We start from the raw sequence: 22048 nt of genomic DNA, 5'->3' as shown, positions 1-22048 counted from the left end.
ATTAATTCAAATCGATCATTAATTTCACCTCAAATATAGTTTCTTTATCATGAATTGTTAGATGATGCATAGATGGATAAAGAAGTTGCAAACGTTTTTTAGCATTTTCAGTTCCAATACCTCCAGCTTTATGACTTATCTCTTCAATCATTTTATCATTCTGAAGATGAAAAAGAAATACGTTGTTTTTTAGTTCAATTTTTAAATGTAAAAAAGGATTCTTTTTGTTTTTTAATCCATATTTAAAAGCATTTTCGATAAAAGTAAATGTTAATAAAGGGGCTATCATAAAATTTGAACAATCATAATTTGGTAATTCTAAAGTGATATTCTCTTTATTTGGATAACGCATCTTTTCTAATTCAAAATAATTTTGCACAAAAGTTAACTCTTTCGATAATTGCACTTTATCAGTATCAGATTCATACAATGTATAGCTCATTATTTCGGAAAGATTTAGAATCATTTCGGGGGCAGTATCATCTTTTTTGATGGTTAATCCATATAAATTATTTAGCGTATTGAACAAAAAATGAGGATTCAATTGTGCTTTCAAAAAATCTCTTTCAATATTGATTTTTTCTATTTCTAAACTCGCTTTCTGTTTCTGAATTTTCAACACTTTATTATAAACTCTAAAAATTTCGAACAACAATTTAAAAAAGAAAAAAGGGGATAAATTTGCAAAAATAATCATTGCTTGAGAAAGCAGACGTTTGGGAGAAATAGCTTCTCTCAATGGTTGATGAGCACTCATAGAAATTACTCCTTTTAATTCTCCACTGCTAATATCTATTCCTAAAAGCACATATAATTTAGAAAAAAAATAAGTCACAAAAAGCCATAAAAATCCACAAAATATACAACTTAATAACAGGTATATAATCGAATTGAATCGATTTAAGTAAATAAATTTTGGAAAAATAAGGTAGAAAAAAATGTAAAACACACTCATATTAACAGACGTCATTCGAACCGTCATCATTAAAGCTTCAAAAAAAGTTAAATGATAGGCCAATTGATAGGTAATCATCAATAAAATGCCAAAAACACTCCACATCAAAAAATGCAAACTAAAACGCATCTTTTTAGTATAAAACTTTTCGAAATCGAAGTGTTCTATTTTGGTATAAAAATAACCTTTTGACGTTTCTTTTCGTGTCATAAAATTGCTCAAATTATAATTGTTTAGATGACCATTCTAACAATAGCGGATACAACGTTTCAATCTTTTTTCCTTTGTTTTTCTGATAAAGGTTTAATAAAAACTCATTGAACTCTTTAAACTTGATAAATCCTCTCTTATTTACCATCACATCATTTACATTTTGTATCGATTGTTCTAAAACTTCGCTATTATTTTCAAATGTATCATATGCATACAACACAAACAATCCCCACGTCAAATATTCATCAAAAATCTTAATAGGAGTTGGATAATGAGCTGTTCCTTTATTTGTCTCATCAACCCAAATATGACGTTTATCAAAAATTGAATTGATTTTATCACTATTTTTTTCACTTACTGGGCCAACATAATTATGGTCAATTTCAGTAAAAATAATGCGTGTATTCATAGCTTTTTGGAATAATGCTGACCAATCTTTGTCTGAACGAATAGTAGGTAAAAAAAGTAAAATCTCTTTAAAGCCATTATCTTGAAAAGTATGTGTTGCATTTATACTTCCAATTAATGGAGAAGTTAAAACACGATAACTATTAATAGATGTATCAAATTTCTGTTCTAACCAATTTTTCTGATTTTCAATGGCTGCAAAATTCTTATATGCTGTTTTCAAAGAATCATAATAAGCTTGATGAGTTTTATAAAAAGATCTAAATTTTGTTTTCTTCGAAAAATCTTCTAATTGATCAATATAACCTAAAACTGGATTTTCTTTCACTTCAAATTTACCAATTCCCTTAGCGGGGAAAATATACACATTTGTCGCAACTATTTTTTCTCCCTCAAACTTGAATCCATATGCATTTGCTGGTAATAAAATAAAATTAACAAGATTTGTTTTCAGTTCTTTGTCAAAAGCTTGTACAATTTCATGAGAAGAAAATGATTTAAAATCTGTCAAAATTTCTTGATAATAAGGAGTTGTTTGATTAATTATATTGGGATTATTAGCCGTTTCAGTTAAAGCAAGTATCAAATATACCAACTCTTGCATTTCATTAATTTCAATTGTCGTTTGTCCATTATTTGCTTGAATATAACTTTGATCAAAGTTCACTTCTTTGTCTTGAGATAAAGCAATCTGAAAACAACATAAAAACATAAAAATTACACTTACTTTTTTCATATTCTATATATTTTAACCAAATCTAAGTTGTTAAGAACGTAAATGAAATTATTATCGATAAAGTCTATTTCTTATCGGATAGAAACTTATTTTTTTCCGATAAACAAAAAAAATCACCAATTACTTGATGATTTTTTATGCTTAAAACTGTTGTCGTTTTATTTTACCACTTTCCGTTCGAGGAAATTTAGGTATGAAAACAATCTCTTTCGGAACTTGATATTTGGTTAAATCTGTCGAAGAAAAATCCAAGCTCCTCTCCTCTCCTTCTACCACTAAAATTAATTTCTGACCTAATAATTCATCCGCTTTAGATGTAATATAAAAATCAGAATGGATAAACGGTTTCAGCTTATTTTCTATTTGTTCGGGAAATAATTTTATTCCACCTGAATTAATCACATTATCTGCACGTCCAATCCAGTTAAATTTACGCGAATCAACGATTTCAACGATATCATTCGTTACAACTTGCAATCCATCATAAGGCGTATCAATCACCAAACAACCTCGCTCATCTTGTGAAATCGTTACTTCATCAAAAGCTTCAAAAACTTGTTCAGCATTAGGATTTTTTTGATTCGAAACTTGTTTAAACGCAATATGCGTAATCGTCTCCGTCATTGCATACGTTTCGTAGACTTCATTCTCAAAAGCAAACAATTCTTGTTTCACTTTCTCCGAAAGAGGAGCTCCACCAATGATTAACTTTTGACATTTCGAAACAAAATCTAACGAATTTTCGACTTGCATAGGCGTTAACGCAACAAAATCAATAGAAGTAAAACCTTGCGAAATTCCGCGATTAATTTCATCCAGAGAAATATGCGAAGTTGGTTGCATACAAATCAATTTCAAACCAATTTCTACTGCACGAACCAACATCAATTTTCCGGCAATATAAGTAACAGGCATCACCAATAAAGCCGAATTTCCTTTCTCTAAATGCAAATATTTTCCCGTCATATTCGCACTTTTACGCATATTTTCTTTAGTCAAAATAATCTCTTTCGGAGTTCCTGTTGAGCCAGAAGTATGCGCAATCATCACCTCAGAATCAGAAAACCATTCAACCAAAAAATCTTTAACCGACTGCTCAAATTCATTGGTAACTTGAATAGCGTTGACATCAAAATTAGGTCGAGAAAAATCTAAATACAACATGCTATTTATGATAACTTACACCTGCATTAATTTCGATATCCAACACATTATTTGCTGGCGGAATCGGACAATTGTAATGCTTACTATATGCACAATAAGGATTGTACACTTGGTTAAAATCCAACGTAATTTCATTGGCTTTTGCACCTAAATCTTTTGTAGTCAAATCCAAATAACGTCCACCTCCATAAGACGTCACGCCGTTTGTTTCGTCCATAAAAGGTAAAAACAAGCTGTCTGCATATTTCTCCATAATTGGTGAAGATTGATAAACCGTAAGCGTTTGCTCAACATTATCCAACATAAACGTCACCGTTCCGTATTCTTTGTAATTTTTGATTTTCTTCGCAGAAGTAGGAAACGGAATCACCTTTCCATCTTTGATTGGCGTAAATTTCGCTTTCACAATATATTTTTCACTGATCGGAAAAAATGTAATCCCTTTGAAATTCGTTTTTTCTTCGTCTACCAATGGCGTCGTTTTAGGATCAGTATAAAAAGTAGCCAATTCGGTTTGATATTTTTGAATTGCAGCTAAATCAATTGTTTTTTTTGTCGTGTGACAACTCATTAAAACGATTGTTGCAAAAAATGCGATAATTACTTTATTCATGCTAACTTGTTTCGAAATAAATATTCTCCTCTTAATTCTAATCGACTTGGGAAATTGTTTGTAAACAAACCGCCTGTTCCCAATCCTTGTGGCATTTCTGGGTATAAAATAGCTGTCCATTGTGCAATAGCGTTTAAGCCTATATTACTTTCCAAAGCTGATGTTATCCAAAACGGGATTTCGTATGTATCTGCTGCATTAATCCATTCCAACGAACCTCTAATTCCGCCAACCAAACTTGGTTTTAAAATAATATATTGCGGTTTGATTTGTTCTAATAATTTGAATTTATCTTCTTGATGAACAATTCCGATTAATTCTTCGTCCAAAGCGATTGGTGTTGGTGTAGCAGCGCATAACTCTGCCATCAACTCTACTTGTCCTGCTTTGATAGGTTGTTCAATCGAATGTATTTTTAAATCAGCCAATTGTTGCAACACCCCTTTTGCTTCCTCAAACGTAAAACCTCCGTTCGCGTCTACTCTTAATTCTAATTGATCTGCAGAAAAATCTTGTCTTAATTGTTGAATAATCTTATGCTCATTTTCCCAATCAACACCAATTTTCAGCTTGATACAGTTGAAACCAATCGCTAATTTTTCTTTGATTTGTTCGCGCATAAAATCAATCGAACCCATCCAAATTAAACCATTAGTTTGAATACCTTGATCACCTGTCGAAAAAGCTGATTCATACATATCAGGATTCAATTTATCTGTATAATTTTCATTGTAACGATTCGCAAACATACTCTGAAAAGCCTGCTCTATACCAAACTGAATCGAAGGCCATTCACGCAATTCACGCCACAATTCATCAACTCCTAAGTCAATATTGTCACAAACCCATTGCAATTTTTCTTCATAATCAGGACGATCATCAAAACTCAATCCTTTAAACAATCCACATTCACCAACATATTCTTTCCCATCTTCTTCTAATGTAAAAAGATAGGTCAATTTCTCTGTCAAAACGCCGCGCGAAGTACCGCTTGGATTTTTGAATTTCAAAATATAAGGTTTAAAACTTGCTTTCATACTTCAAATTTAGTCAAATATGATGAGCTCCGAAAGTAGTTTTAGGAGAAATAATCTGTAAAATTTTCCTACCAATTAAGCATTTTCCAATGCAGCGATATCAAACTTTTTCATTTTCATAAAAGCTTGCATCACGCTTTGAGCTTTATCTGGATTACTCAAAAGTTTTGGTAAAACAGTTGGTACAACTTGCCAAGAAAGACCAAATTTATCTTTTAACCAACCACAATTCCCTTCTTCTCCTCCATCCAAAGTAAGATTATTCCAATAAAAATCAATTTCTTCTTGCGTTTCACAATCGATAACAAATGAAGTCGCTTCATTAAACTTAAAATTTGGACCTCCATTCAATCCCATAAACTTTTTTCCGTTCAACTCAAAAATAACCACCATCTGATTATCGGTTATAATTTTTGAGTTAGGAAAAATCGAACAATAAAAATTTGCGGCTTCTTGCGCTTGTCCATCAAACCATAGACATGGATAAATTTCATTTTTCATATTGTGTAGTTTTTAAATTGGTGTTAAATACTATTTTGTTCAGTAATTTAATCAAATATGATTATCTTGAAAAATAGTTTCAATAGAAATAATTGCCAACCATGATGAACATTGATAATTTGAATGTAGAAAAAGATATTCTACCTCTTTTTAATGTAACATTGAATTATAATTCACGTTCAACGTTACTCCAATTATTGGATACAAAACCGAAAACGTTACAAGAAGTCATAGATAGACAAAATATTATCAAAAGTTTTGTACAACAAGTGGAAGGAAAGTCGCTATACAATTATTCTAAAACGGAATATAACGAGGTTTTGAATACAATAAATAACGTTGAATCAGTCGATTTTCTAAAGATAAAATTCTATTCATCTGTTAAATCTACTCTCGAAAGTTCGCTAACACAACTTTATATTTTCTTCAATAAAATTTATACGTTTTTGCAATCGTTAGAAGTACAATTGTTTCCAACTAAATTTCGAAATCTATTAGACAATATGATTGCTACATTGATGTCAATTGAAACGGAAAAAAATTATCAATTCATTCGAAATAGAAAATTTAAGAGCAAGGAAATTCTAAACGCAAACGATTTATTGATTGAAAACAAAGCACAAATCAATTCATTTTTCGAGCAACTTCATCTCTTCGAAGCATATTTATCTATTAGTTTAAAAGTAATTGAACATCGATTTATTTTTCCGACTATTTCACCACAAAACGAACTCGATTTAGTTGACTTTTATTATCCATTACTCAAAAATCCTGTCAAAAATAATTTCAAAACTTCTAAAAATGTTGTTGTATTAACAAGTGCAAATATGTCAGGAAAATCAACTTTTTTTCGTGCAATTGCTTTTTGTAGTTATTTGGGAAATCTTGGACTTCCAGTTTCATGCAAATCAGCAACAATTCCTTTTTATCAAACTATTAGTATCAATATCAATCATACAGACAATGTGTTGAAAGGATATAGTCATTTTATGAATGAAATTATGAACCTAAAAAATTATCTCATTTCGAGTAAAGAAGCAGGTTATAGTTTTGCTATTTTCGATGAATTGTTTAGCGGAACAAATTCGATAGATGCAACGAATTTATTAACAAAAACAATAAAAGGTCTAGATTCACATCAAAATACCTTGACATTTATTTCAACACATCTCAATGAAATTCTGGACGAATTACAACAACTTGATAACACAGAATTTCTGCATTTGGAATGTATTATTGAAGATAATTTGCCAATTTATACCTACAAAATAAAAAATGGTTCTTCCGACATTCTAGTTGGACAATTAATTTTTGAGAAAGAAGGATTAGAAAAATTATTATAAAATATATTTTAAAATTAATAAATAACTTCTTTCTTTGTTTTTCAAAGCACTTTTATGAAACAAAATCTTAAATTAATAATATTATTGTTTTTAATTACATCTTGTACGTATAAAAAAGGAATCAAGATTAAAATAATAAATGATTCTAGTTTTAAAATAGAAAACGTAAAATTTTCTGCTGAAAATTCATTTATATATGTAAAAAAACTTGAAAAAGGGAAAAATTTCAATAATGTACTTGATATGAACAATATTTCTCATGGTGATGGATCCTATCAATTAACATATAAAATTAACAATCTAACTAAATCTATTAATACTGGATATTTTACAAATGGTAAACCTTTAGATAAAAATATGCAAATAATTATTAAAAATGACACCGTTTTTGTTGATTATAAAATTAACAGTTTTTAAATTTTTATCAATCATACTTCACATTAAATATATTTAAGAATTGTTTAACATTTAGCCATGTAACTTTTCAAATGTTGTTGCGCCTTATTAATATTAATAACTTAATAACTTAATAACTTAATAACTTAATAACTATGAAAAAATACTTTTTTCCTATTGTTTGCATTGCAGCAATTCAAACGTATGCGCAACAAAATGTAAAAGGAATTATTCAATACACCAATCAAACACCTGTAGCTTTAGCAGATGTTGTGATTTCGCAGGGTGATAAAATTGTAGATGAAATCTCTACAGACGAAAATGGACATTTCTCAGTAGTTTTAGATGAAGGTTCGTATACTTTCAAAATAGAAGAAGCTGGTGTTACATTACATTCAGTTACGCTACAAGTTACTAAAAATGCTGATTTAGGTGTTATTTTAGTTCCAAAAAATGAAAATGTAACGTTAACGGAAGCCGTTGTAACAGGACAAAAAAAATTAGTTGAAAAGAAAGTAGACCGATTAATTTTCAATGTCGATCAAGCAGAAGGTGCAAAAGGAGGAAATGCCTTAGATGCGTTAAAACTTGCTCCTCGTATTAAGGTGGAAGAAGCGACAGACGCTATTTCTATTATTGGAAAAGGCTCGGTTAGCGTCATGATTAATGACCGATTAATGCAAATGAGTAGTGAACAATTGGCAAATTATCTGAAAACCATTCGAACAGAAGATATTGATAAAATTGAAGTCATTACAAATCCTCCAGCCAAATACGATGCGACAGGAAACAGTGGAATCATCAACATTGTATTGAAAAATGCAAAACAAGATAGCATGAATGGTTCTATTTCTACTTCGTACAATCAGCAAAAATACGGTGGATTTAATTTGAGTGGAAATATCAATTACCGCAAAGGAAAATGGACCTTAACTTCTAATATTTACAACGGTGCAGGAAATTGGTATGATAAAAGTAAAAATACAACTTTGTATCCCGACGAAAAATGGAGTTCGGATGACATCAATAAAAATGATAATAATTATTATGGCGGTCGAATTGGAGTCGATTATCAAATTAATGACAATTTAATCACAGGTTTCAATTTTAATATTTCGAAGAGTGAAGGAAAAAATAAAGGAGGTTCAATCTTTGATATTTTCGATTTAGAAAATAACACAACAGATCGTTATATGACAACGAATAGAGATGGTGGAAAGTGGAATTGGAATTATCTAGGATTGAATTACCATATCATCAAAAAATTCAAAACGGATGGACAAAAGTTAACCTTCGATTTTGATTATTCGAACAATGAAAATGATATGAATCTCAAAAATATCAGCAATGAGTTTAATCCTAATTGGACAGAAATTCCTGGTAAATACCAAAATAATTACAGCTTAAATAATGGTTCTTCAAACCGATTCAATGCAAGCATCGATATGGAGCATCCTATTAATTCGTGGAAGATGAATTATGGAACACGTTTACGTTGGGCAACAGATGAAGCAGAAAATCAACGATTTTTAAAACTTAATCCGAATAATGATTTCCATGAAGATACTGATTTTGCTAGCAAATACAAATACAAGGAAAATGTCTATGCGTTATACTATTCGATAGAAAAAAAATTGAGCGAAAAGTTAACAGGAAAAGTTGGTTTACGTTATGAGCATGCACAAGTGAAAAGTATTATGGAAGATCCGAAAGATAATTACGAAAAAACTTACGATGGCTTATATCCAACTGCTTATTTAATGTATCAATCTTCAGAAAATCATTCATTTACTTTAAACTATAGTCGTCGTGTGGATCGTCCATTTATTTGGTATTTAAATCCGAGAAGAACGAAACAAAATGAATATAGTTATTCGGAAGGTAATCCAAATTTAACACCTTCTAATTCAAATAATTTCGAGTTAGAACATGCGTACAAAGATTTATTGGTAACAAGTTTGTATTACCGCAATGCGAACGATCTTTTTGAACAAGTAAGCATAAAAGATCCTGATACAAAGATTACACTTTCTAAGCCTTATAATATTGGAAAAACATATAGTATTGGTCTAAGTGAAAACATTAATATAAAACCTTATAAATGGTGGAAAATAAATGCCTCGGCAGATGTTTTCTATCGTAAAACAACAAGTAAAATTCCGGAAATGAATTATACATTGGATGGAATGAATGGGGAATTTAGAATTACAAATAATTTAGATTTAAATAAAAAGAAAACACTTTTTGCGAATTATACGTATTCATATTACACTAAAAGTACAGATGGTTTGGAGAAATCTGGAGATTTTATGCGCCATAATATAGGATTAAGAGCAATGGTATTTAATAAGAAATTGCAACTTTCGGCAAATATCTCTAACCTTTTCGAAAATAGAAATGGAACTTACACAAATGTATCAAACGACGTAGTCAGCACAAGTATTAGTCAACCATTCAGAATGTATCGTATTGGAATTAGTTACAATTTCGGAAAACAATTTAATATAGAACGTTCAAAATCTAACCAAGAACAAAGCAGTAGTGGAGGAAATGGTTAAAATTTATTCCTGAATGAATAAAACCTGAACAAATCTGTTCAGGTTTTTTTTATAATAATTATTGATCCAATTCTATCAAAAGCTTTTTTAATAGAATAGATAAATTCTCTTGTTCTTTTTTATTCAAAATTTGAATTGAATTTTTAGCTTCATCAAATCTTTTTTTGATAGCTTCATCAATAATTTTCTTTCCTTTTTCTGTAAGTCCAGCCAAACTTATTCGTCCATCATTTTCATCTGCCGCACGATAAATTAATTCTAATTTTGTTAAGCGATTCAAAAGTGCTGTCATCGCTCCGGAAGTAATTACAACAGATTCCATCAATTGTTTTGGCGTTAATTGATAAGGTTCTCCTGAACGACGAAGCGTTGCTAACACATCTAAATCAGTATAATAGATTCCATTTTCCTTTAAAGCCAAACTTGCTCTATTCTCGAAAATCTTACCCAATTTCATCACTCTACCTACAATCTGCATTGCATCAACATCCAAATCTGGACGTTCTATATTCCAATCAGCAATTAATGCATCAATTAAATCTTTATCTTTTTTCATCACAATTAATTGAAAAACAAATGTACAAATTATCTTGATGTAAAGATAATTTGATATATTTTAAATATATCTTGATATAAAGATATATTTAAAATCAATAAGAAAATGAAAATTATTCAAACCGAAAATATGCCAATTGCAAATGGACATTACTCACAATGCATAGAACATAATGGAATTCTATATCTTTCTGGTCAATTACCAATTGACCGCAAAACCAAGAAAATTCCAACAACAATTTCAGAGCAAACTAACTTAGTTTTAAAAAATATCGAAACGATATTACATGAAGCTAATAGCGATAAAAACCATATATTACAGGTTCGAATTTACATTCCGAATATTCAATTGTGGGATGAAGTAAATACCGTTTACAGTAACTTTTTCGGAACTCATAAACCAACGAGATGTGTTATTCCTACAAATAAATTGCACTATGGCGCATTAATCGAAGTTGAAGTAACCGCAATCAAAAAATCCTAACGATGTACAAACAAGCTATTATAGAAACTCATCAACGAATTTCACCTTTTATTCACAATACACCAATCTTAACGTCAAGTTTATTGAACGAAATAGTTGGAGCGAAGTTGTTTTTTAAATGCGAAAACTTTCAAAAAATGGGTGCCTTCAAAATGCGTGGTGCAACAAATGCTATCATGCAACTTACAGACGAACAAAAGCAAAAAGGAGTTGTGACACATTCTTCTGGTAATTTTGCTCAAGCTTTAGCACTTGCAGCAAAAAGCTTGGGAATTGAAGCTTTTATTGTAATGCCCAAAACTGCTCCACAAGTTAAAAAAGACGCTGTAAAAGGATACAATGGGCAAATAATCGAGTGTGAACCAACTTTAGAAGCGAGAGAGAAAACAGCAAAACAAATCGAAATACAAAAAGGTGCAACGTTTATTCATCCTTCAAATGATCTCAATGTTATTCTTGGACAAGGAACTGCAGCGCAAGAATTATTAGAAATACATCCAGACCTGAATTATATATTTACTCCTGTTGGTGGTGGAGGTTTAATTGCGGGAACAGCTATTGCTGTGGAAAATTTTGGTGAAAATTGTAAAGTAATCGGTGGAGAACCTTTTGAAGCAGATGATGCCTATCGTTCGTTAGAAAGTGGAAAAATAGAATCTAACATTACAACAAATACAATTGCAGATGGTTTGAAAACAGAATTAGGTGATATTAATTTTCCCATCATCCAAAAAGGTGTAGAAAAAATAATACGTGTAACAGAACAAGAAATAATTGCAGCAATGAAATTAATTTGGGAACGTTTAAAAATTGTTTGCGAACCTTCTTCTGCTGTGGCTTTAGCTGCATTAATCAAAGAAAAAGAAAGTCATAAAAATATGAATATAGGGATAATCGTTTCTGGTGGAAATGTCAATTTAGACACTTTACCTTTTTAAAAATTTTTCTATAAATAATAAAAAAATAAACCCCTAAAACATAAATTTTAGGGGTTTTGTATTGTAAAAATATTCTATTAAATCGAATAATTACGATGTCCAAAAATTGAACTTCCAATGCGAACCATTGTACTACCTTCTTCTATCGCAATTTGGTAATCACCTGACATTCCCATGGATAAAATAGTTATATTTTCAAAATTATTTTTCAAGAAATCAAAGTTAGATTTTAAAGAACGGAATTCTTCATGAATCTGACTTTCATCTTCCGTAAACGTTGCCATTCCCATCAATCCAACTACGCGAACATTTGGTAAATGCTGAATTTCTTCTTGCATTATCTGTTGAATTTCTTCTTCATCCAAGCCAAATTTTGTTTCTTCATCTGCTATAAATTGTTGCAACAACACATCAATTACGCGATTATTTTTTTCGGCTTGTTTGTGAATTTCTTTCAACAATTTTAAACTATCAACACCATGTATCAAATGCACAAAAGGCGCCATATACTTCACTTTGTTGGTTTGCACATGACCAATCATATGCCAACGTATATCCTTTGGAAGAACTTCGTATTTATCGCACATTTCTTGAATCTTGTTTTCACCAAAATCTCGCATTCCAGCCGCATAAGCTTCTTGCAAATCCTCCACAGGTTTTGTCTTAGAAACCGCTACCAATATCACATGAGCAGGAATTGTAGCTTCGATTGTTTTTAAATTTTCTTGAATACTCATTTTTTATTCTTTCAAATCAAATACAGCAAAACCGCTTAATGGTTTTGGTTCGATATATGTACTTTTTGGTGGCATTTTAAGCCCTAAATCCGCAATCAATTGCAAATCCTTCACATCCACTGGATAAAAAGCAAAAGCTGCAATATAATCGTGATGATCAACTTTATTTTTAAGCGCTTCTACTCCTTCTCTATTGCGCGTACCACATTCGTAATGAATGCGTTTATCCTTTTTAGAATCTTGAATATTTAGAATTGGTTTCATCACATTTTCTTCGAAAATATAAGTATCCAATTCGCTTAAACCTTCTGTCATTAATACATTATTTTTGACATATAAACTATAATATTGACCATCTAAATACATCACAATATGATGTTTTTTGGTTGGCACAACTAATTCATCACCTTTCGGAATAATTTCAAAATCAGCTTCTAAAGCAGTTAAAAACACTTCTGGAGTTAAGCCGTTTAAATCTTTAATTAATCGATTATAATCATTGATAATCAAATCTTCATTCGAAACTAAAAGTGCTAACGTATAATTAAACGCTTCATCACCATAGACTTCATCTTTCGAATTTTCAATCGCAAATTTTGTGTATCGCTCCGAACTTTCCATACGATGATGTCCATCTGCAATATACAATTCGTCTAATTTTTCGATTGAATCTTTTAATTGTTTTAAATTTAAACGATTATCAACTCTCCACAACAAATGTTGCGTTCCGTTTTCTTCTTCTATTTTCAGAATCGGCTTGCGTTTCATTTCCGTATCAATCAACAAATCTACACGTTGAGCAGGTTTATAGGTCAACAAAACAGGTTCCGCATGGAAATGAGATTCTTTCAAATAATCAGCAAATAATTCCACACGACGCTCCAAAGTTTCTTCGTGCTTTTTTATTTTATTTTGACGATAATCATCAATATTCACCAAGCCTAAAAGTCCTTTTGTTTCGCGTCCATCAGGCTGTATAACTTGATAAATATAAAAAGAAGACTTGTCTTGCGTTAATATTTTTTTTGAAATAAAATCTTCAAAATTCTCACGAACTTTTCTGAATTTCTCTTTTGGATCTTGAATCGTTTCGTCCCAAGTTGGCAAAATAATATGCAAAAAAGAGTTTTCTCTGTTATTGATATAATAGTCCAATTCTTCTTTCGAATATTGATTAACAGCAAGTGTCACAAATTCTTGAGAAGTTTCTTCTGTAGGTCGAATTCCTTTGAATGGTTTAAATTGAGGCATTTTGAATAGTTTTAGATAGAATGAAACTCAAAATTATTTTCCGTAAATCTCAACGATTTGCGAAGCTAATTCAGTTCCAATTCTGTCCTGCGCTTCATTCGTAGAACCTGCAATATGAGGAGATAACGACAACGATTCGTTCATCAACAAGCCCATTTCTGGTGTTGGCTCATTCTCGAAAACATCTAAAGCCGCACCTGCAACTTTACCATCTTCGATTGCATCAACTAACGCTTTTTCATCAACAACTCCTCCACGAGCCGTGTTAATTACAATCACGCCATCTTTCATTTTTGCAAATTCTTTCTCGCCCAAAATATATCCATCTTGCGCTGGAACATGTAACGAAATGAAATCTGCTTTTGTAATGACTTCATCAAAATCAACAGAAGTGATTGTAAACGTTAATTTTTGACCATCAAAAAATTCTAATTCGATGTCATGTGTTGCTGGAAATTTATCATACACTAAAATATTCATTCCTAAACCAATCGCTTCACGAATTACTTCTACACCGATACGACCAAAACCGATCACACCCATTGTTTTCCCTCTCAATTCGATTGCTTTTGCGTAAGCTTTTTTCAATCCATTGAAGTTAGAATCTCCTTCTAAAGGCATATTACGATTGGCTTGGTGCAAATTACGAACGATAGAAAACAAATGCGCAATCACAAATTCTGCTACCGATTGAGAAGAAGATGCTGGCGTATTAATGACTTGAATTCCTTTTTCGCGTGCATAAGCAACATCGATATTGTCCATACCAACTCCACCACGACCAATAATTTTAAGATTTGTCGCATCAATCAAAGGTTGACGAACTTTAGTCGCAGAACGTACTAAAAGTACTTCTATTCCGTTTTCGTTGATATAATTTTCTAATTGTTCTTGTGCTACGTGAGCAGTTATTACTTCGAAACCTTTTGCTTCTAAAGCTTCTATTCCTGCCTTAGAAATTCCGTCGTTTGCTAATATTTTCATGTTTTTATTATAGAATTAAGATGCGAAATTTTAGATGTTAGATAATATATTTCTCAATACTAATATCTAGCGTCTAATATCTGCTGATTAACCAAATTTTTGTTCAAATTGTTTCATTACTTCTACCAAAACTTGAACAGATTCTAATGGTAAAGCGTTGTACATTGACGCACGGTATCCACCAACATCGCGGTGACCAGCCAAAGAAACAACTCCAGCTTCTTTTAACATTGCGTCAAAATCAGCTTTGAAATCTTCGTTATTTAAGACAAAAGTAGCATTCATTTGAGAACGATCTTCTGTTGTAGCAGTTCCTGTAAATAATCCGTTACGATCAATTTCAGCATACATTGCATCCGCTTTTGCAGTATTAATTTTTGCAATCGCTTCTACTCCACCTTGCTCTTTTAACCATTGTAAATTTAACATAACACCGTAAATTGCAATTACTGGCCAAGTGTTAAACGATGATTCTTTTTTGATATGTGTTTCGTAGTTTAAATAATCAGGAATATTACGTCCTGTTTTACCTAATAAATCTTTTTGAACGATTGCAACGGCAGAACCTGCAGGTCCCATATTTTTTTGAGCTCCAGCATAGATTACTCCGAATTTAGAAACATCAATTGTGCGAGATAAAATATCCGAAGACATATCACAAACCATTGGAACTGGAGAATTTGGAAACTCTTTCATTTGTGTTCCAAAAATAGTATTATTTGATGTGCAGTGAAAATAATCTACATCTGAAGGAACAGTATATCCTTTCGGAATATAATTATAATTTTGATCTTTTGAAGAAGCTATAACTTCAATTTCTCCGAAACGCTTCGCTTCTTTGATAGCATTTTCTGCCCATTTTCCTGTTTGTGTATAAGCTGCTTTTCCGCCTTCTTTCAATAAATTGTAAGCTACAGTAGGAAATTGCAATGAAGCTCCGCCTTGCATAAAAACTACGTCATGCGTTTCTGGAACATTCATCAATTCTTTTACCAACGCTCTTGCTGTATCAATCACTTCTACCGCATCTTTGCGACGGTGAGAAATTTCTAAAATTGATGTTCCTGAATTGTTGAAATCTAAACAAGCTTGAGCCATTTTGTCAAAAACAACTTGTGGTAAAATGCATGGTCCTGCACTAAAATTGTGAATTTTCATAATTAAAATTGTTGTGTGTTTGTGTGTTTAATTTGTAAACAAATATAGTAAATCAAATGTGGAAAGAAGGGAATAATTACTTAACTTTTGAACAGAATACAAACAAAAAACCCTAAACTTATTTAGTTTAGGGTTTTTCTATTATTTGATTGAATATTTATTTTAGTATTGAACAAAATCAACATTCAATTCTTCTGCTTTGCGTTTGTAATATCCGTCAGCTAATTTATCTTTAATCTCAGCAAATGAGTTTAACGTATATTCGATGTGTTCGTCTTCGTGAGCAGCAGTTGGAATAATACGGAAAATAATCATTCCTTTTGGAATAACTGGATAAACTACTACAGAAACGAAAATACCATATTCTTCGCGCATTTCTTTTGCCAATACAGTCGCTTCGATAGGAGAACCATTCAATACGATTGGCGTAACACATGTGTTAGAACCTCCAATATCAAATCCTCTTTCTTCTAATCCTTTCTGAATTTTTTCTACATTGTGCCATAACTTATCTTTAAGCTCTGGTTGAGAACGTAATAACTCAAGACGTTTTAAACCTCCGATTACCATTGGCATTGTCAATGATTTAGCAAAAATTTGAGAACGTAAGTTATATTTTAAAATACGAATAATATCTTTGTTACCTGCAATAAATGCTCCGAAACCTGCCATAGATTTTGCAAAAGTTGAGAAATAGATATCAATCTTATCTTGACAACCTTGCTCCTCTCCGGCTCCAGCTCCAGTTTTACCTAATGTACCAAAACCGTGTGCATCGTCTACTAATAAACGGAATTTGTATTCATCTTTGTAAGCAGCAATCTCTTTCAAAATACCTTGCTTACCAGTCATTCCAAAAACACCTTCTGTAATCACTAGAATTCCGCCTCCTTGTTTATCAGCTAATTTACGAGCACGAGCAATTGTTTTTTCAAAACTTTCGATGTTGTTGTGTTGGTAAATAAAACGTTTACCAAAGTGTAAACGAACTCCATCAACAATACAAGCATGACATTCAGCATCATAAACGATTACATCATTTTTAGATACTAAAGCATCAATTGTAGATACCATACCTTGGTACCCGAAATTCATTAAATAAGCAGATTCTTTTTGAACGAAATCAGCCAATTCTTGCTCTAATTGAGCGTGATAATCTGTTTGACCAGACATTGCACGAGCTCCCATTGGATAAGCCATACCATATTGTGCCGCAGCATCAGCATCTGCTTTACGAACTTCTGGGTGATTAGCTAAACCTAAGTAGTTATTGATTGACCAAGTAATTACTTTTTTACCTTGGAATTCCATTACGGGTCCAATTTCTCCTTTTAACTGTGGAAAAACATAATAACCTTCACCATAATCAGCGAATTGACCTAATGGTCCAGGGTTCTGTTTTAAACGTTCAAAAATGTCCATTTTATTATAGTTTAATTTTTTATTAATTGAAAAAAAGTAGAAAGTGAACGAACACTACCTACTTTAAATATTTAATTTTTACAAATATACGTATTATTTGATTCTTTCGACTGTTGCTCGAGCTTCTAAACCATTGAGTCTGCTATTTGTAAAACCTTGCTCTGCCATCCAATCATCACTAAAGACTTTTGTCATATAACGTGATCCATGGTCTGGGTACAAAATTACAACTAAAGAATTTTCGTCAAATTCTCCAGCTTCAGCCAATTGTTTATATGCTTGTGTAGCAGCACCAGAAGTATATCCTGCCATAATTCCTTCTTTCAAAGCAATTTCTCTTGTACGATAAGCAGCTTCTTCGTCTGTCACTTTGATAAAAGAATCAACCATTTCAAAATCTAAAGCTCCAGGAACCAAATTTTTTCCCATTCCTTCGATTCTGTAAGGATAGATATCATTTTGATCAATTTTACCAGTTTCGTGATAACCTTTCAAGATTGATCCATAAGCATCAACTCCGATGATTTTCACATCTGGGTTTTGCTCTTTTATATAACGTGCACTACCTGTCAAAGTTCCTCCTGTACCTGTACAACCGATTAGGTGAGTAATTTTACCCTCTGTTTGATTCCAGATTTCAGGACCTGTTGTTAAATAGTGAGCTTCTGTATTCCCTTGATTAAAATATTGATTAATATAAAGAGAATTTGGCGTTTCCGCAGCAATACGTTTTGCTACTTCGTAATATGATCTTGGATCATCAGCAGGTACATTCGCAGGACACAAAAATACTTTTGCTCCCATCGCTTTCAAGAATGAAATCTTTTCTGCCTTTGTTTTATCCGATACCGCTAAGATACATTTGTACCCTTTTACGATAGCCACCATAGCTACAGCAAATCCAGTGTTACCTGAAGTTGTTTCTACAATCGTAGCACCAGGTTTTAATAGACCATTTTTTTCAGCCTCTTCTATAATATGTAAAGCTATTCTGTCTTTTGTTGAATGTCCAGGATTGTAACATTCTAACTTTGCATAAACTTCGCCTGGAATGTCTTGGTTAATTCTGTTTAATTGAACTAATGGAGTATCTCCAATTAACTCTAAAACGTTTTTATATTTACCAGTCATTTCACAAATATTCTTTTCTAACAAAAAGCAAAATTAAGGATTTTTTAATTAATTGTTAAAAGATTAACACGTAAAATTAATCATATTACAATTTTAAACTTAAATTCTTATGATTTACTCGTTATTAAATTAGTTATTATTTAAATTAAAAATATGTTCTAAAATTCTTTTATCAGCAAGTGTAAAAGCAATTTTTCTTCTTTCCATCATTTTTTCTGCAGCTTCACAAGCTTTATCAAAATTAAAAACAGGAGCGTCTGATTGTCCACCCCAACTATAATGTTTAATCATATTTGGTGGAAAACCTGATTGAAAAACGTTCGCACAAACTCCAACAACTGTACCAGTATTAAATTGTGTATTGATTGCAGATTTAGCATAATCGCCCATTATTAAACCACAAAATTGCAAACCTGTTTTTACAAATCTTTTTTGGTTGTAACTCCATAACTTTACTTCTGCATAATTATTTTTCAAGTTTGAGTTATTTGTATCCGCGCCTAAATTGCACCATTCTCCAATTACAGAATTCCCTAAAAACCCATCATGTCCTTTATTTGAATATGCTGTTAAGATTGAATTATTTAATTCACCACCAACTTTACAAAAAGGACCAATCGTACAACCAGCGTATATTTTTGCACCCATATTTATTTTTGCATGCTCGCATAAAGCTAATCCCCCACGAATCATAGAACCTTCCATAATTTCGGCATCTTTTCCAATATAAATTGGACCTTCTGATGCATTCAAAATAGAAAATTCAACTTTCGCACCTTCTTCAATAAATATTTTTTCGGGAGCTAAAACTTGGTTGGTTGCTGATATTGGTTGAGAAGTTCTTCCTTTTGTAACCAAATCAAAATCAAATTCAATTGCTTGAAAATTGTACGTAAACAAATCCCAAGAATGTTGTAGATGAATGACTTCATCTTCAAATTGAATAACGTCTGATGTGATTTTTGGAGTTTCTTCAGTTGATTTAACTGCTACAAGTTGATTGTCAAAAAGTAGGGTTTGGTTTGGTTTTAAATTCTTTATCGCTTCAATTAATTTTGCATTCGGAAAAAAAGTTGGGTTGATAAATGTATTTTCTGTTTGAAGTTTAGCAGGAAATTTTTCTTGCAAATAAGGTTTCGTTTGATAAGAAACCTCTGTATTTAGTATTTTTTCCCAACGTTCTGCAAAACTCAATATTCCCATTCTTAGGGCTGCTACAGGTCTTGTAAATGTTAGGGGCAAAAAATCTTCCCATTCTTCGCCATCAAAAAGAACTATGTTCATTGATCTATGAATTTGTGCAAATTTAAAAATAATTATTTTATAAGTCGATAATATCAATATAGATTCTATCGACAGCCCTCCTAAAATAAATCATTCAAAATATTTGGTCGATGTAAAAAGGTCGTCGTAATTTTAGGCACATTTTAAAAACATTTTTCATTTTGAAATCAGCTCCGATTCATTTTGGTTCAATCGCATATATATTAGACGATTACCTTGCAAATAACACTTTTTCTTCTATCTTCTTTTTGGTAGATGAGAACACTCATGTGCATTGTTTACCGCTATTATTAGCCGATTTGGACAATATTTCTGCTTACGAAATCCTTGAAATTGACTCTGGAGAAGAAAATAAAAACATTGATACTGTAACCAATCTTTGGTTAGCATTAAGCGAATTGGGTGCAGATCGTCATTCATTAGTTATCAATGTTGGTGGTGGAGTTTTAACGGATATGGGAGGTTTTATGGCCTCTACTTTCAAGCGTGGAATCAAATTTATTAACATTCCAACTACCTTATTATCGCAAGTCGATGCTTCTGCTGGCGGAAAAAATGGAATTGATTTAGAAGGAATGAAAAACATGATCGGGACATTTACACAGCCAGAAATGGTGTTAGTTGATCCTAAATTTTTGTTGACATTAGAACAACGTCAAGTAAAATCTGGTTTGGCAGAAATGTTGAAACATGGTTTAATCAAAAATCGTGATCATTGGGATAATTTGGTGCAATTACCTTCGCACGATGCTGAAGCTTTGGCGCCTTTTATCATGGATTCTATTCATATCAAAGAAAATGTGGTTGACAATGATCCGTATGAAAAAGGTGAACGCAAAATTTTAAATTTTGGTCATACAATTGGTCATGCCATCGAAAGTGAATCCTTAGAAACTGATTTTCCACTTTTACATGGTGAAGCAATTGTAATCGGAATGATTATTGAAACGTTCCTTAGTTATGATCAAGAATTAATTTCTAAAGCTGATGTAGAAGAAGTTTGTGAAAGTTTTTCGTCAATGTATGCTTTAAATACAATTGATATGAAAATTTTTCCGAACTTAATGGAATGGATGAAACACGACAAAAAAAATCAAAACAATTCAATCAACTTTAGTTTGATCAACAAGATTGGAAATTGTCGTTATGATGTAGTTTGTACTGAAGAAGAAATCAGACAAGCTTTTGAAAAATATAATCAATGGATTGCCTAAAAAAAAATATTTCTTTTTTTGTTGTTGGATTAATATTAAGCCTTATGGTTGCTTGTACATCTCAACACAAGAAAGAAGATGCTAAAGTAGAACAACCTTCAAACACTGTTACGATGAACGAAAAACCTCAATTCAATATCAATAAGTCAAACGAAGAATGGAAAAAAGAACTTTCTTCTGAAGAGTATTATGTTTTAAGAGAAGCTGGTACAGAACGTCCTTTTACAGGAAAATTCAACATGCATTTCGAGAACGGAATTTATACGTGTAATGCGTGTGGAGAAGAATTGTTTTCTTCTTCTTCTAAATTTGACGGACATTGTGGTTGGCCAAGTTTCGACAAAGAAATAAAAGAAGGTAAAATCGTAGAACGCGTAGACACTTCACACGGAATGAAGAGAACAGAAATTCTTTGTGGAAATTGCGGAAGCCACTTGGGACACGTTTTTGATGACGGACCTACAGAAACTGGTTTACGTTATTGTGTAAATTCGCTTTCGTTAGATTTCAAACCTGTAAAATAAAATCAAAAAGCTGTTTCGACAGCTTTTTTTAATGCAAAAATACTTTATGAAAATACTTCGTATCATTATCGTTCTTATCTTATTGTTATTAATTTATAACGGTGTTTACAATTACAATTTAATGGTGAATATAAGAACAACCGATCGTCCGATTAATCCATTACGCTATATCTTTTTCGGTTTTTATTTCTTCTTAATTCTGTTGAATTTGATTGAATATATTCGTGGAAAATTTACATACGGATCATTCAAAAAAGTAATTTATTATTTGATTTTCGCTGGATATTTAGCATGTATTTTTATGTTCAAATACAACGATTATCACATTCCTGGCTTACCACTTTTGGGTTATTTCACATTGGTCGGAACTACCTTATTTATGTTGAGTCAAATCATCAAAAACAAACCGCCATATAAACGCGTAAAAAAATAATTTTTCGAA

The 22048-nt window shown here is 31.6% G+C and carries 22 protein-coding genes; 8 read left to right on the top strand and 14 right to left on the bottom strand.

The window, feature by feature from the left end; genetic code table 11:
- Window position 1 precedes the first annotated feature (1 nt).
- From B2217_RS16380 to B2217_RS16355, 6 genes are all read right to left on the bottom strand, one after another.
- A complete protein-coding gene (locus B2217_RS16380) occupies window positions 2-1165 on the bottom strand; it encodes a sensor histidine kinase (protein WP_280046033.1) in 1164 nt (387 codons plus the stop codon).
- A gap of 13 nt (window positions 1166-1178) precedes the next feature.
- Window positions 1179-2312 carry a DUF4932 domain-containing protein gene (locus tag B2217_RS16375; RefSeq protein ID WP_280046034.1) on the bottom strand — a complete coding sequence of 378 codons (1134 nt, stop codon included), beginning with the start codon at window positions 2310-2312 and terminating at the stop codon, window positions 1179-1181.
- A 141-nt stretch (window positions 2313-2453) separates the two neighbouring features.
- Entirely contained in the window at window positions 2454-3476 is a 1023-nt protein-coding gene (locus B2217_RS16370) for an AMP-binding protein (protein ID WP_280046036.1), read from the bottom strand.
- Window position 3477: 1 nt separating this feature from the next.
- Complete coding sequence (locus B2217_RS16365) at window positions 3478-4089, bottom strand: DUF1684 domain-containing protein (protein WP_280046037.1); 612 nt, start codon at window positions 4087-4089, stop codon at window positions 3478-3480.
- A complete protein-coding gene (locus tag B2217_RS16360; RefSeq protein WP_180906167.1) occupies window positions 4086-5126 on the bottom strand; it encodes an o-succinylbenzoate synthase in 1041 nt (346 codons plus the stop codon). The genes B2217_RS16365 and B2217_RS16360 overlap by 4 nt, the downstream gene beginning before the upstream one ends.
- 75 nt (window positions 5127-5201) lie before the next feature.
- Entirely contained in the window at window positions 5202-5627 is a 426-nt protein-coding gene (locus tag B2217_RS16355) for a VOC family protein (protein ID WP_180906166.1), read from the bottom strand.
- 101 nt (window positions 5628-5728) lie between these two features.
- Here B2217_RS16355 and B2217_RS16350 point away from each other — a divergent pair, with 101 nt between their 5' ends.
- From B2217_RS16350 to B2217_RS16340, 3 genes are all read left to right on the top strand, one after another.
- A complete protein-coding gene (locus B2217_RS16350) occupies window positions 5729-6970 on the top strand; it encodes a MutS-related protein (RefSeq protein WP_291123252.1) in 1242 nt (413 codons plus the stop codon).
- Between the two features lie 54 nt (window positions 6971-7024).
- Window positions 7025-7387 (top strand): hypothetical protein, encoded by a 363-nt coding sequence (locus B2217_RS16345; protein ID WP_180906164.1) that lies wholly within the window; start codon window positions 7025-7027, stop codon window positions 7385-7387.
- A gap of 134 nt (window positions 7388-7521) precedes the next feature.
- Window positions 7522-9924, top strand: coding sequence for an outer membrane beta-barrel family protein (locus B2217_RS16340; protein ID WP_180906163.1), 2403 nt, complete (start codon window positions 7522-7524; stop codon window positions 9922-9924).
- 58 nt (window positions 9925-9982) lie between these two features.
- On the opposite strand, the gene B2217_RS16335 is transcribed toward B2217_RS16340, so the two are convergent.
- Window positions 9983-10480 (bottom strand): MarR family winged helix-turn-helix transcriptional regulator, encoded by a 498-nt coding sequence (locus B2217_RS16335; RefSeq protein ID WP_180906162.1) that lies wholly within the window; start codon window positions 10478-10480, stop codon window positions 9983-9985.
- 105 nt (window positions 10481-10585) lie between these two features.
- On the opposite strand from B2217_RS16335, the gene B2217_RS16330 reads away from it, so the two are divergent.
- Complete coding sequence (locus B2217_RS16330) at window positions 10586-10963, top strand: RidA family protein (protein ID WP_180906161.1); 378 nt, start codon at window positions 10586-10588, stop codon at window positions 10961-10963.
- 2 nt (window positions 10964-10965) lie between these two features.
- Window positions 10966-11901: a pyridoxal-phosphate dependent enzyme gene (locus tag B2217_RS16325; protein ID WP_291123250.1), complete on the top strand. Its 936-nt coding sequence runs from the start codon at window positions 10966-10968 to the stop codon at window positions 11899-11901.
- Between the two features lie 77 nt (window positions 11902-11978).
- Here the strand turns inward: B2217_RS16325 and B2217_RS16320 are convergent, their stop codons facing one another.
- From B2217_RS16320 to B2217_RS16290, 7 genes are all read right to left on the bottom strand, one after another.
- Complete coding sequence (locus tag B2217_RS16320) at window positions 11979-12638, bottom strand: YggS family pyridoxal phosphate-dependent enzyme (RefSeq protein ID WP_291123247.1); 660 nt, start codon at window positions 12636-12638, stop codon at window positions 11979-11981.
- A gap of 3 nt (window positions 12639-12641) precedes the next feature.
- Complete coding sequence (locus tag B2217_RS16315; protein ID WP_114999388.1) at window positions 12642-13889, bottom strand: DUF1015 domain-containing protein; 1248 nt, start codon at window positions 13887-13889, stop codon at window positions 12642-12644.
- Between the two features lie 33 nt (window positions 13890-13922).
- The gene (locus B2217_RS16310) at window positions 13923-14873 is read right to left on the bottom strand and encodes a D-2-hydroxyacid dehydrogenase (RefSeq protein WP_291123244.1); all 951 of its coding nucleotides are present in this window, start codon (window positions 14871-14873) and stop codon (window positions 13923-13925) included.
- Window positions 14874-14960: 87 nt separating this feature from the next.
- Complete coding sequence (gene serC, locus B2217_RS16305) at window positions 14961-16031, bottom strand: 3-phosphoserine/phosphohydroxythreonine transaminase (protein WP_180906156.1); 1071 nt, start codon at window positions 16029-16031, stop codon at window positions 14961-14963.
- Between the two features lie 162 nt (window positions 16032-16193).
- Complete coding sequence (locus B2217_RS16300) at window positions 16194-17453, bottom strand: aminotransferase class I/II-fold pyridoxal phosphate-dependent enzyme (protein WP_221855281.1); 1260 nt, start codon at window positions 17451-17453, stop codon at window positions 16194-16196.
- 93 nt (window positions 17454-17546) lie between these two features.
- Window positions 17547-18584, bottom strand: a complete 1038-nt coding sequence (locus B2217_RS16295) for a PLP-dependent cysteine synthase family protein (RefSeq protein WP_038336998.1) — start codon at window positions 18582-18584, stop codon at window positions 17547-17549.
- Between the two features lie 129 nt (window positions 18585-18713).
- Window positions 18714-19868: a GlmU family protein gene (locus tag B2217_RS16290; protein WP_291123241.1), complete on the bottom strand. Its 1155-nt coding sequence runs from the start codon at window positions 19866-19868 to the stop codon at window positions 18714-18716.
- 161 nt (window positions 19869-20029) lie between these two features.
- Between B2217_RS16290 and aroB the strand changes: the two genes are divergently transcribed.
- From aroB to B2217_RS16275, 3 genes are read left to right on the top strand one after another with little or no spacing between them, the layout of a single operon-like run.
- The gene (gene aroB, locus B2217_RS16285) at window positions 20030-21082 is read left to right on the top strand and encodes a 3-dehydroquinate synthase (protein WP_084106957.1); all 1053 of its coding nucleotides are present in this window, start codon (window positions 20030-20032) and stop codon (window positions 21080-21082) included.
- Window positions 21070-21606 carry a peptide-methionine (R)-S-oxide reductase MsrB gene (msrB, locus tag B2217_RS16280; RefSeq protein ID WP_180906153.1) on the top strand — a complete coding sequence of 179 codons (537 nt, stop codon included), beginning with the start codon at window positions 21070-21072 and terminating at the stop codon, window positions 21604-21606. The genes aroB and msrB overlap by 13 nt, the downstream gene beginning before the upstream one ends.
- A gap of 46 nt (window positions 21607-21652) precedes the next feature.
- Window positions 21653-22039, top strand: coding sequence for a hypothetical protein (locus B2217_RS16275; protein ID WP_147279964.1), 387 nt, complete (start codon window positions 21653-21655; stop codon window positions 22037-22039).
- Window positions 22040-22048 lie beyond the last annotated feature (9 nt).

Origin of the sequence: Empedobacter sp. UBA7620, from assembly GCF_002484185.1 — a bacterium.
GTDB lineage: Bacteria > Bacteroidota > Bacteroidia > Flavobacteriales > Weeksellaceae > Empedobacter > Empedobacter falsenii_C.
This window is presented reverse-complemented; position numbering and strand designations above follow the sequence as displayed.

Excerpts from the sequence above, each read along its gene's own strand:
- B2217_RS16380 (WP_280046033.1), bottom strand. The coding sequence starts at position 1,165 with ATGACACGAAAAGAAACGTCAAAAGGTTATTTTTATACCAAAATAGAA.
- B2217_RS16375 (WP_280046034.1), bottom strand. The coding sequence starts at position 2,312 with ATGAAAAAAGTAAGTGTAATTTTTATGTTTTTATGTTGTTTTCAGATT.
- B2217_RS16370 (WP_280046036.1), bottom strand. The coding sequence starts at position 3,476 with ATGTTGTATTTAGATTTTTCTCGACCTAATTTTGATGTCAACGCTATT.
- B2217_RS16365 (WP_280046037.1), bottom strand. The coding sequence starts at position 4,089 with ATGAATAAAGTAATTATCGCATTTTTTGCAACAATCGTTTTAATGAGT.
- B2217_RS16360 (WP_180906167.1), bottom strand. The coding sequence starts at position 5,126 with ATGAAAGCAAGTTTTAAACCTTATATTTTGAAATTCAAAAATCCAAGC.
- B2217_RS16355 (WP_180906166.1), bottom strand. The coding sequence starts at position 5,627 with ATGAAAAATGAAATTTATCCATGTCTATGGTTTGATGGACAAGCGCAA.
- B2217_RS16350 (WP_291123252.1), top strand. The coding sequence starts at position 5,729 with ATGATGAACATTGATAATTTGAATGTAGAAAAAGATATTCTACCTCTT.
- B2217_RS16345 (WP_180906164.1), top strand. The coding sequence starts at position 7,025 with ATGAAACAAAATCTTAAATTAATAATATTATTGTTTTTAATTACATCT.
- B2217_RS16340 (WP_180906163.1), top strand. The coding sequence starts at position 7,522 with ATGAAAAAATACTTTTTTCCTATTGTTTGCATTGCAGCAATTCAAACG.
- B2217_RS16335 (WP_180906162.1), bottom strand. The coding sequence starts at position 10,480 with ATGAAAAAAGATAAAGATTTAATTGATGCATTAATTGCTGATTGGAAT.
- B2217_RS16330 (WP_180906161.1), top strand. The coding sequence starts at position 10,586 with ATGAAAATTATTCAAACCGAAAATATGCCAATTGCAAATGGACATTAC.
- B2217_RS16325 (WP_291123250.1), top strand. The coding sequence starts at position 10,966 with ATGTACAAACAAGCTATTATAGAAACTCATCAACGAATTTCACCTTTT.
- B2217_RS16320 (WP_291123247.1), bottom strand. The coding sequence starts at position 12,638 with ATGAGTATTCAAGAAAATTTAAAAACAATCGAAGCTACAATTCCTGCT.
- B2217_RS16315 (WP_114999388.1), bottom strand. The coding sequence starts at position 13,889 with ATGCCTCAATTTAAACCATTCAAAGGAATTCGACCTACAGAAGAAACT.
- B2217_RS16310 (WP_291123244.1), bottom strand. The coding sequence starts at position 14,873 with ATGAAAATATTAGCAAACGACGGAATTTCTAAGGCAGGAATAGAAGCT.
- serC (WP_180906156.1), bottom strand. The coding sequence starts at position 16,031 with ATGAAAATTCACAATTTTAGTGCAGGACCATGCATTTTACCACAAGTT.
- B2217_RS16300 (WP_221855281.1), bottom strand. The coding sequence starts at position 17,453 with ATGGACATTTTTGAACGTTTAAAACAGAACCCTGGACCATTAGGTCAA.
- B2217_RS16295 (WP_038336998.1), bottom strand. The coding sequence starts at position 18,584 with ATGACTGGTAAATATAAAAACGTTTTAGAGTTAATTGGAGATACTCCA.
- B2217_RS16290 (WP_291123241.1), bottom strand. The coding sequence starts at position 19,868 with ATGAACATAGTTCTTTTTGATGGCGAAGAATGGGAAGATTTTTTGCCC.
- msrB (WP_180906153.1), top strand. The coding sequence starts at position 21,070 with ATGGATTGCCTAAAAAAAAATATTTCTTTTTTTGTTGTTGGATTAATA.
- B2217_RS16275 (WP_147279964.1), top strand. The coding sequence starts at position 21,653 with ATGAAAATACTTCGTATCATTATCGTTCTTATCTTATTGTTATTAATT.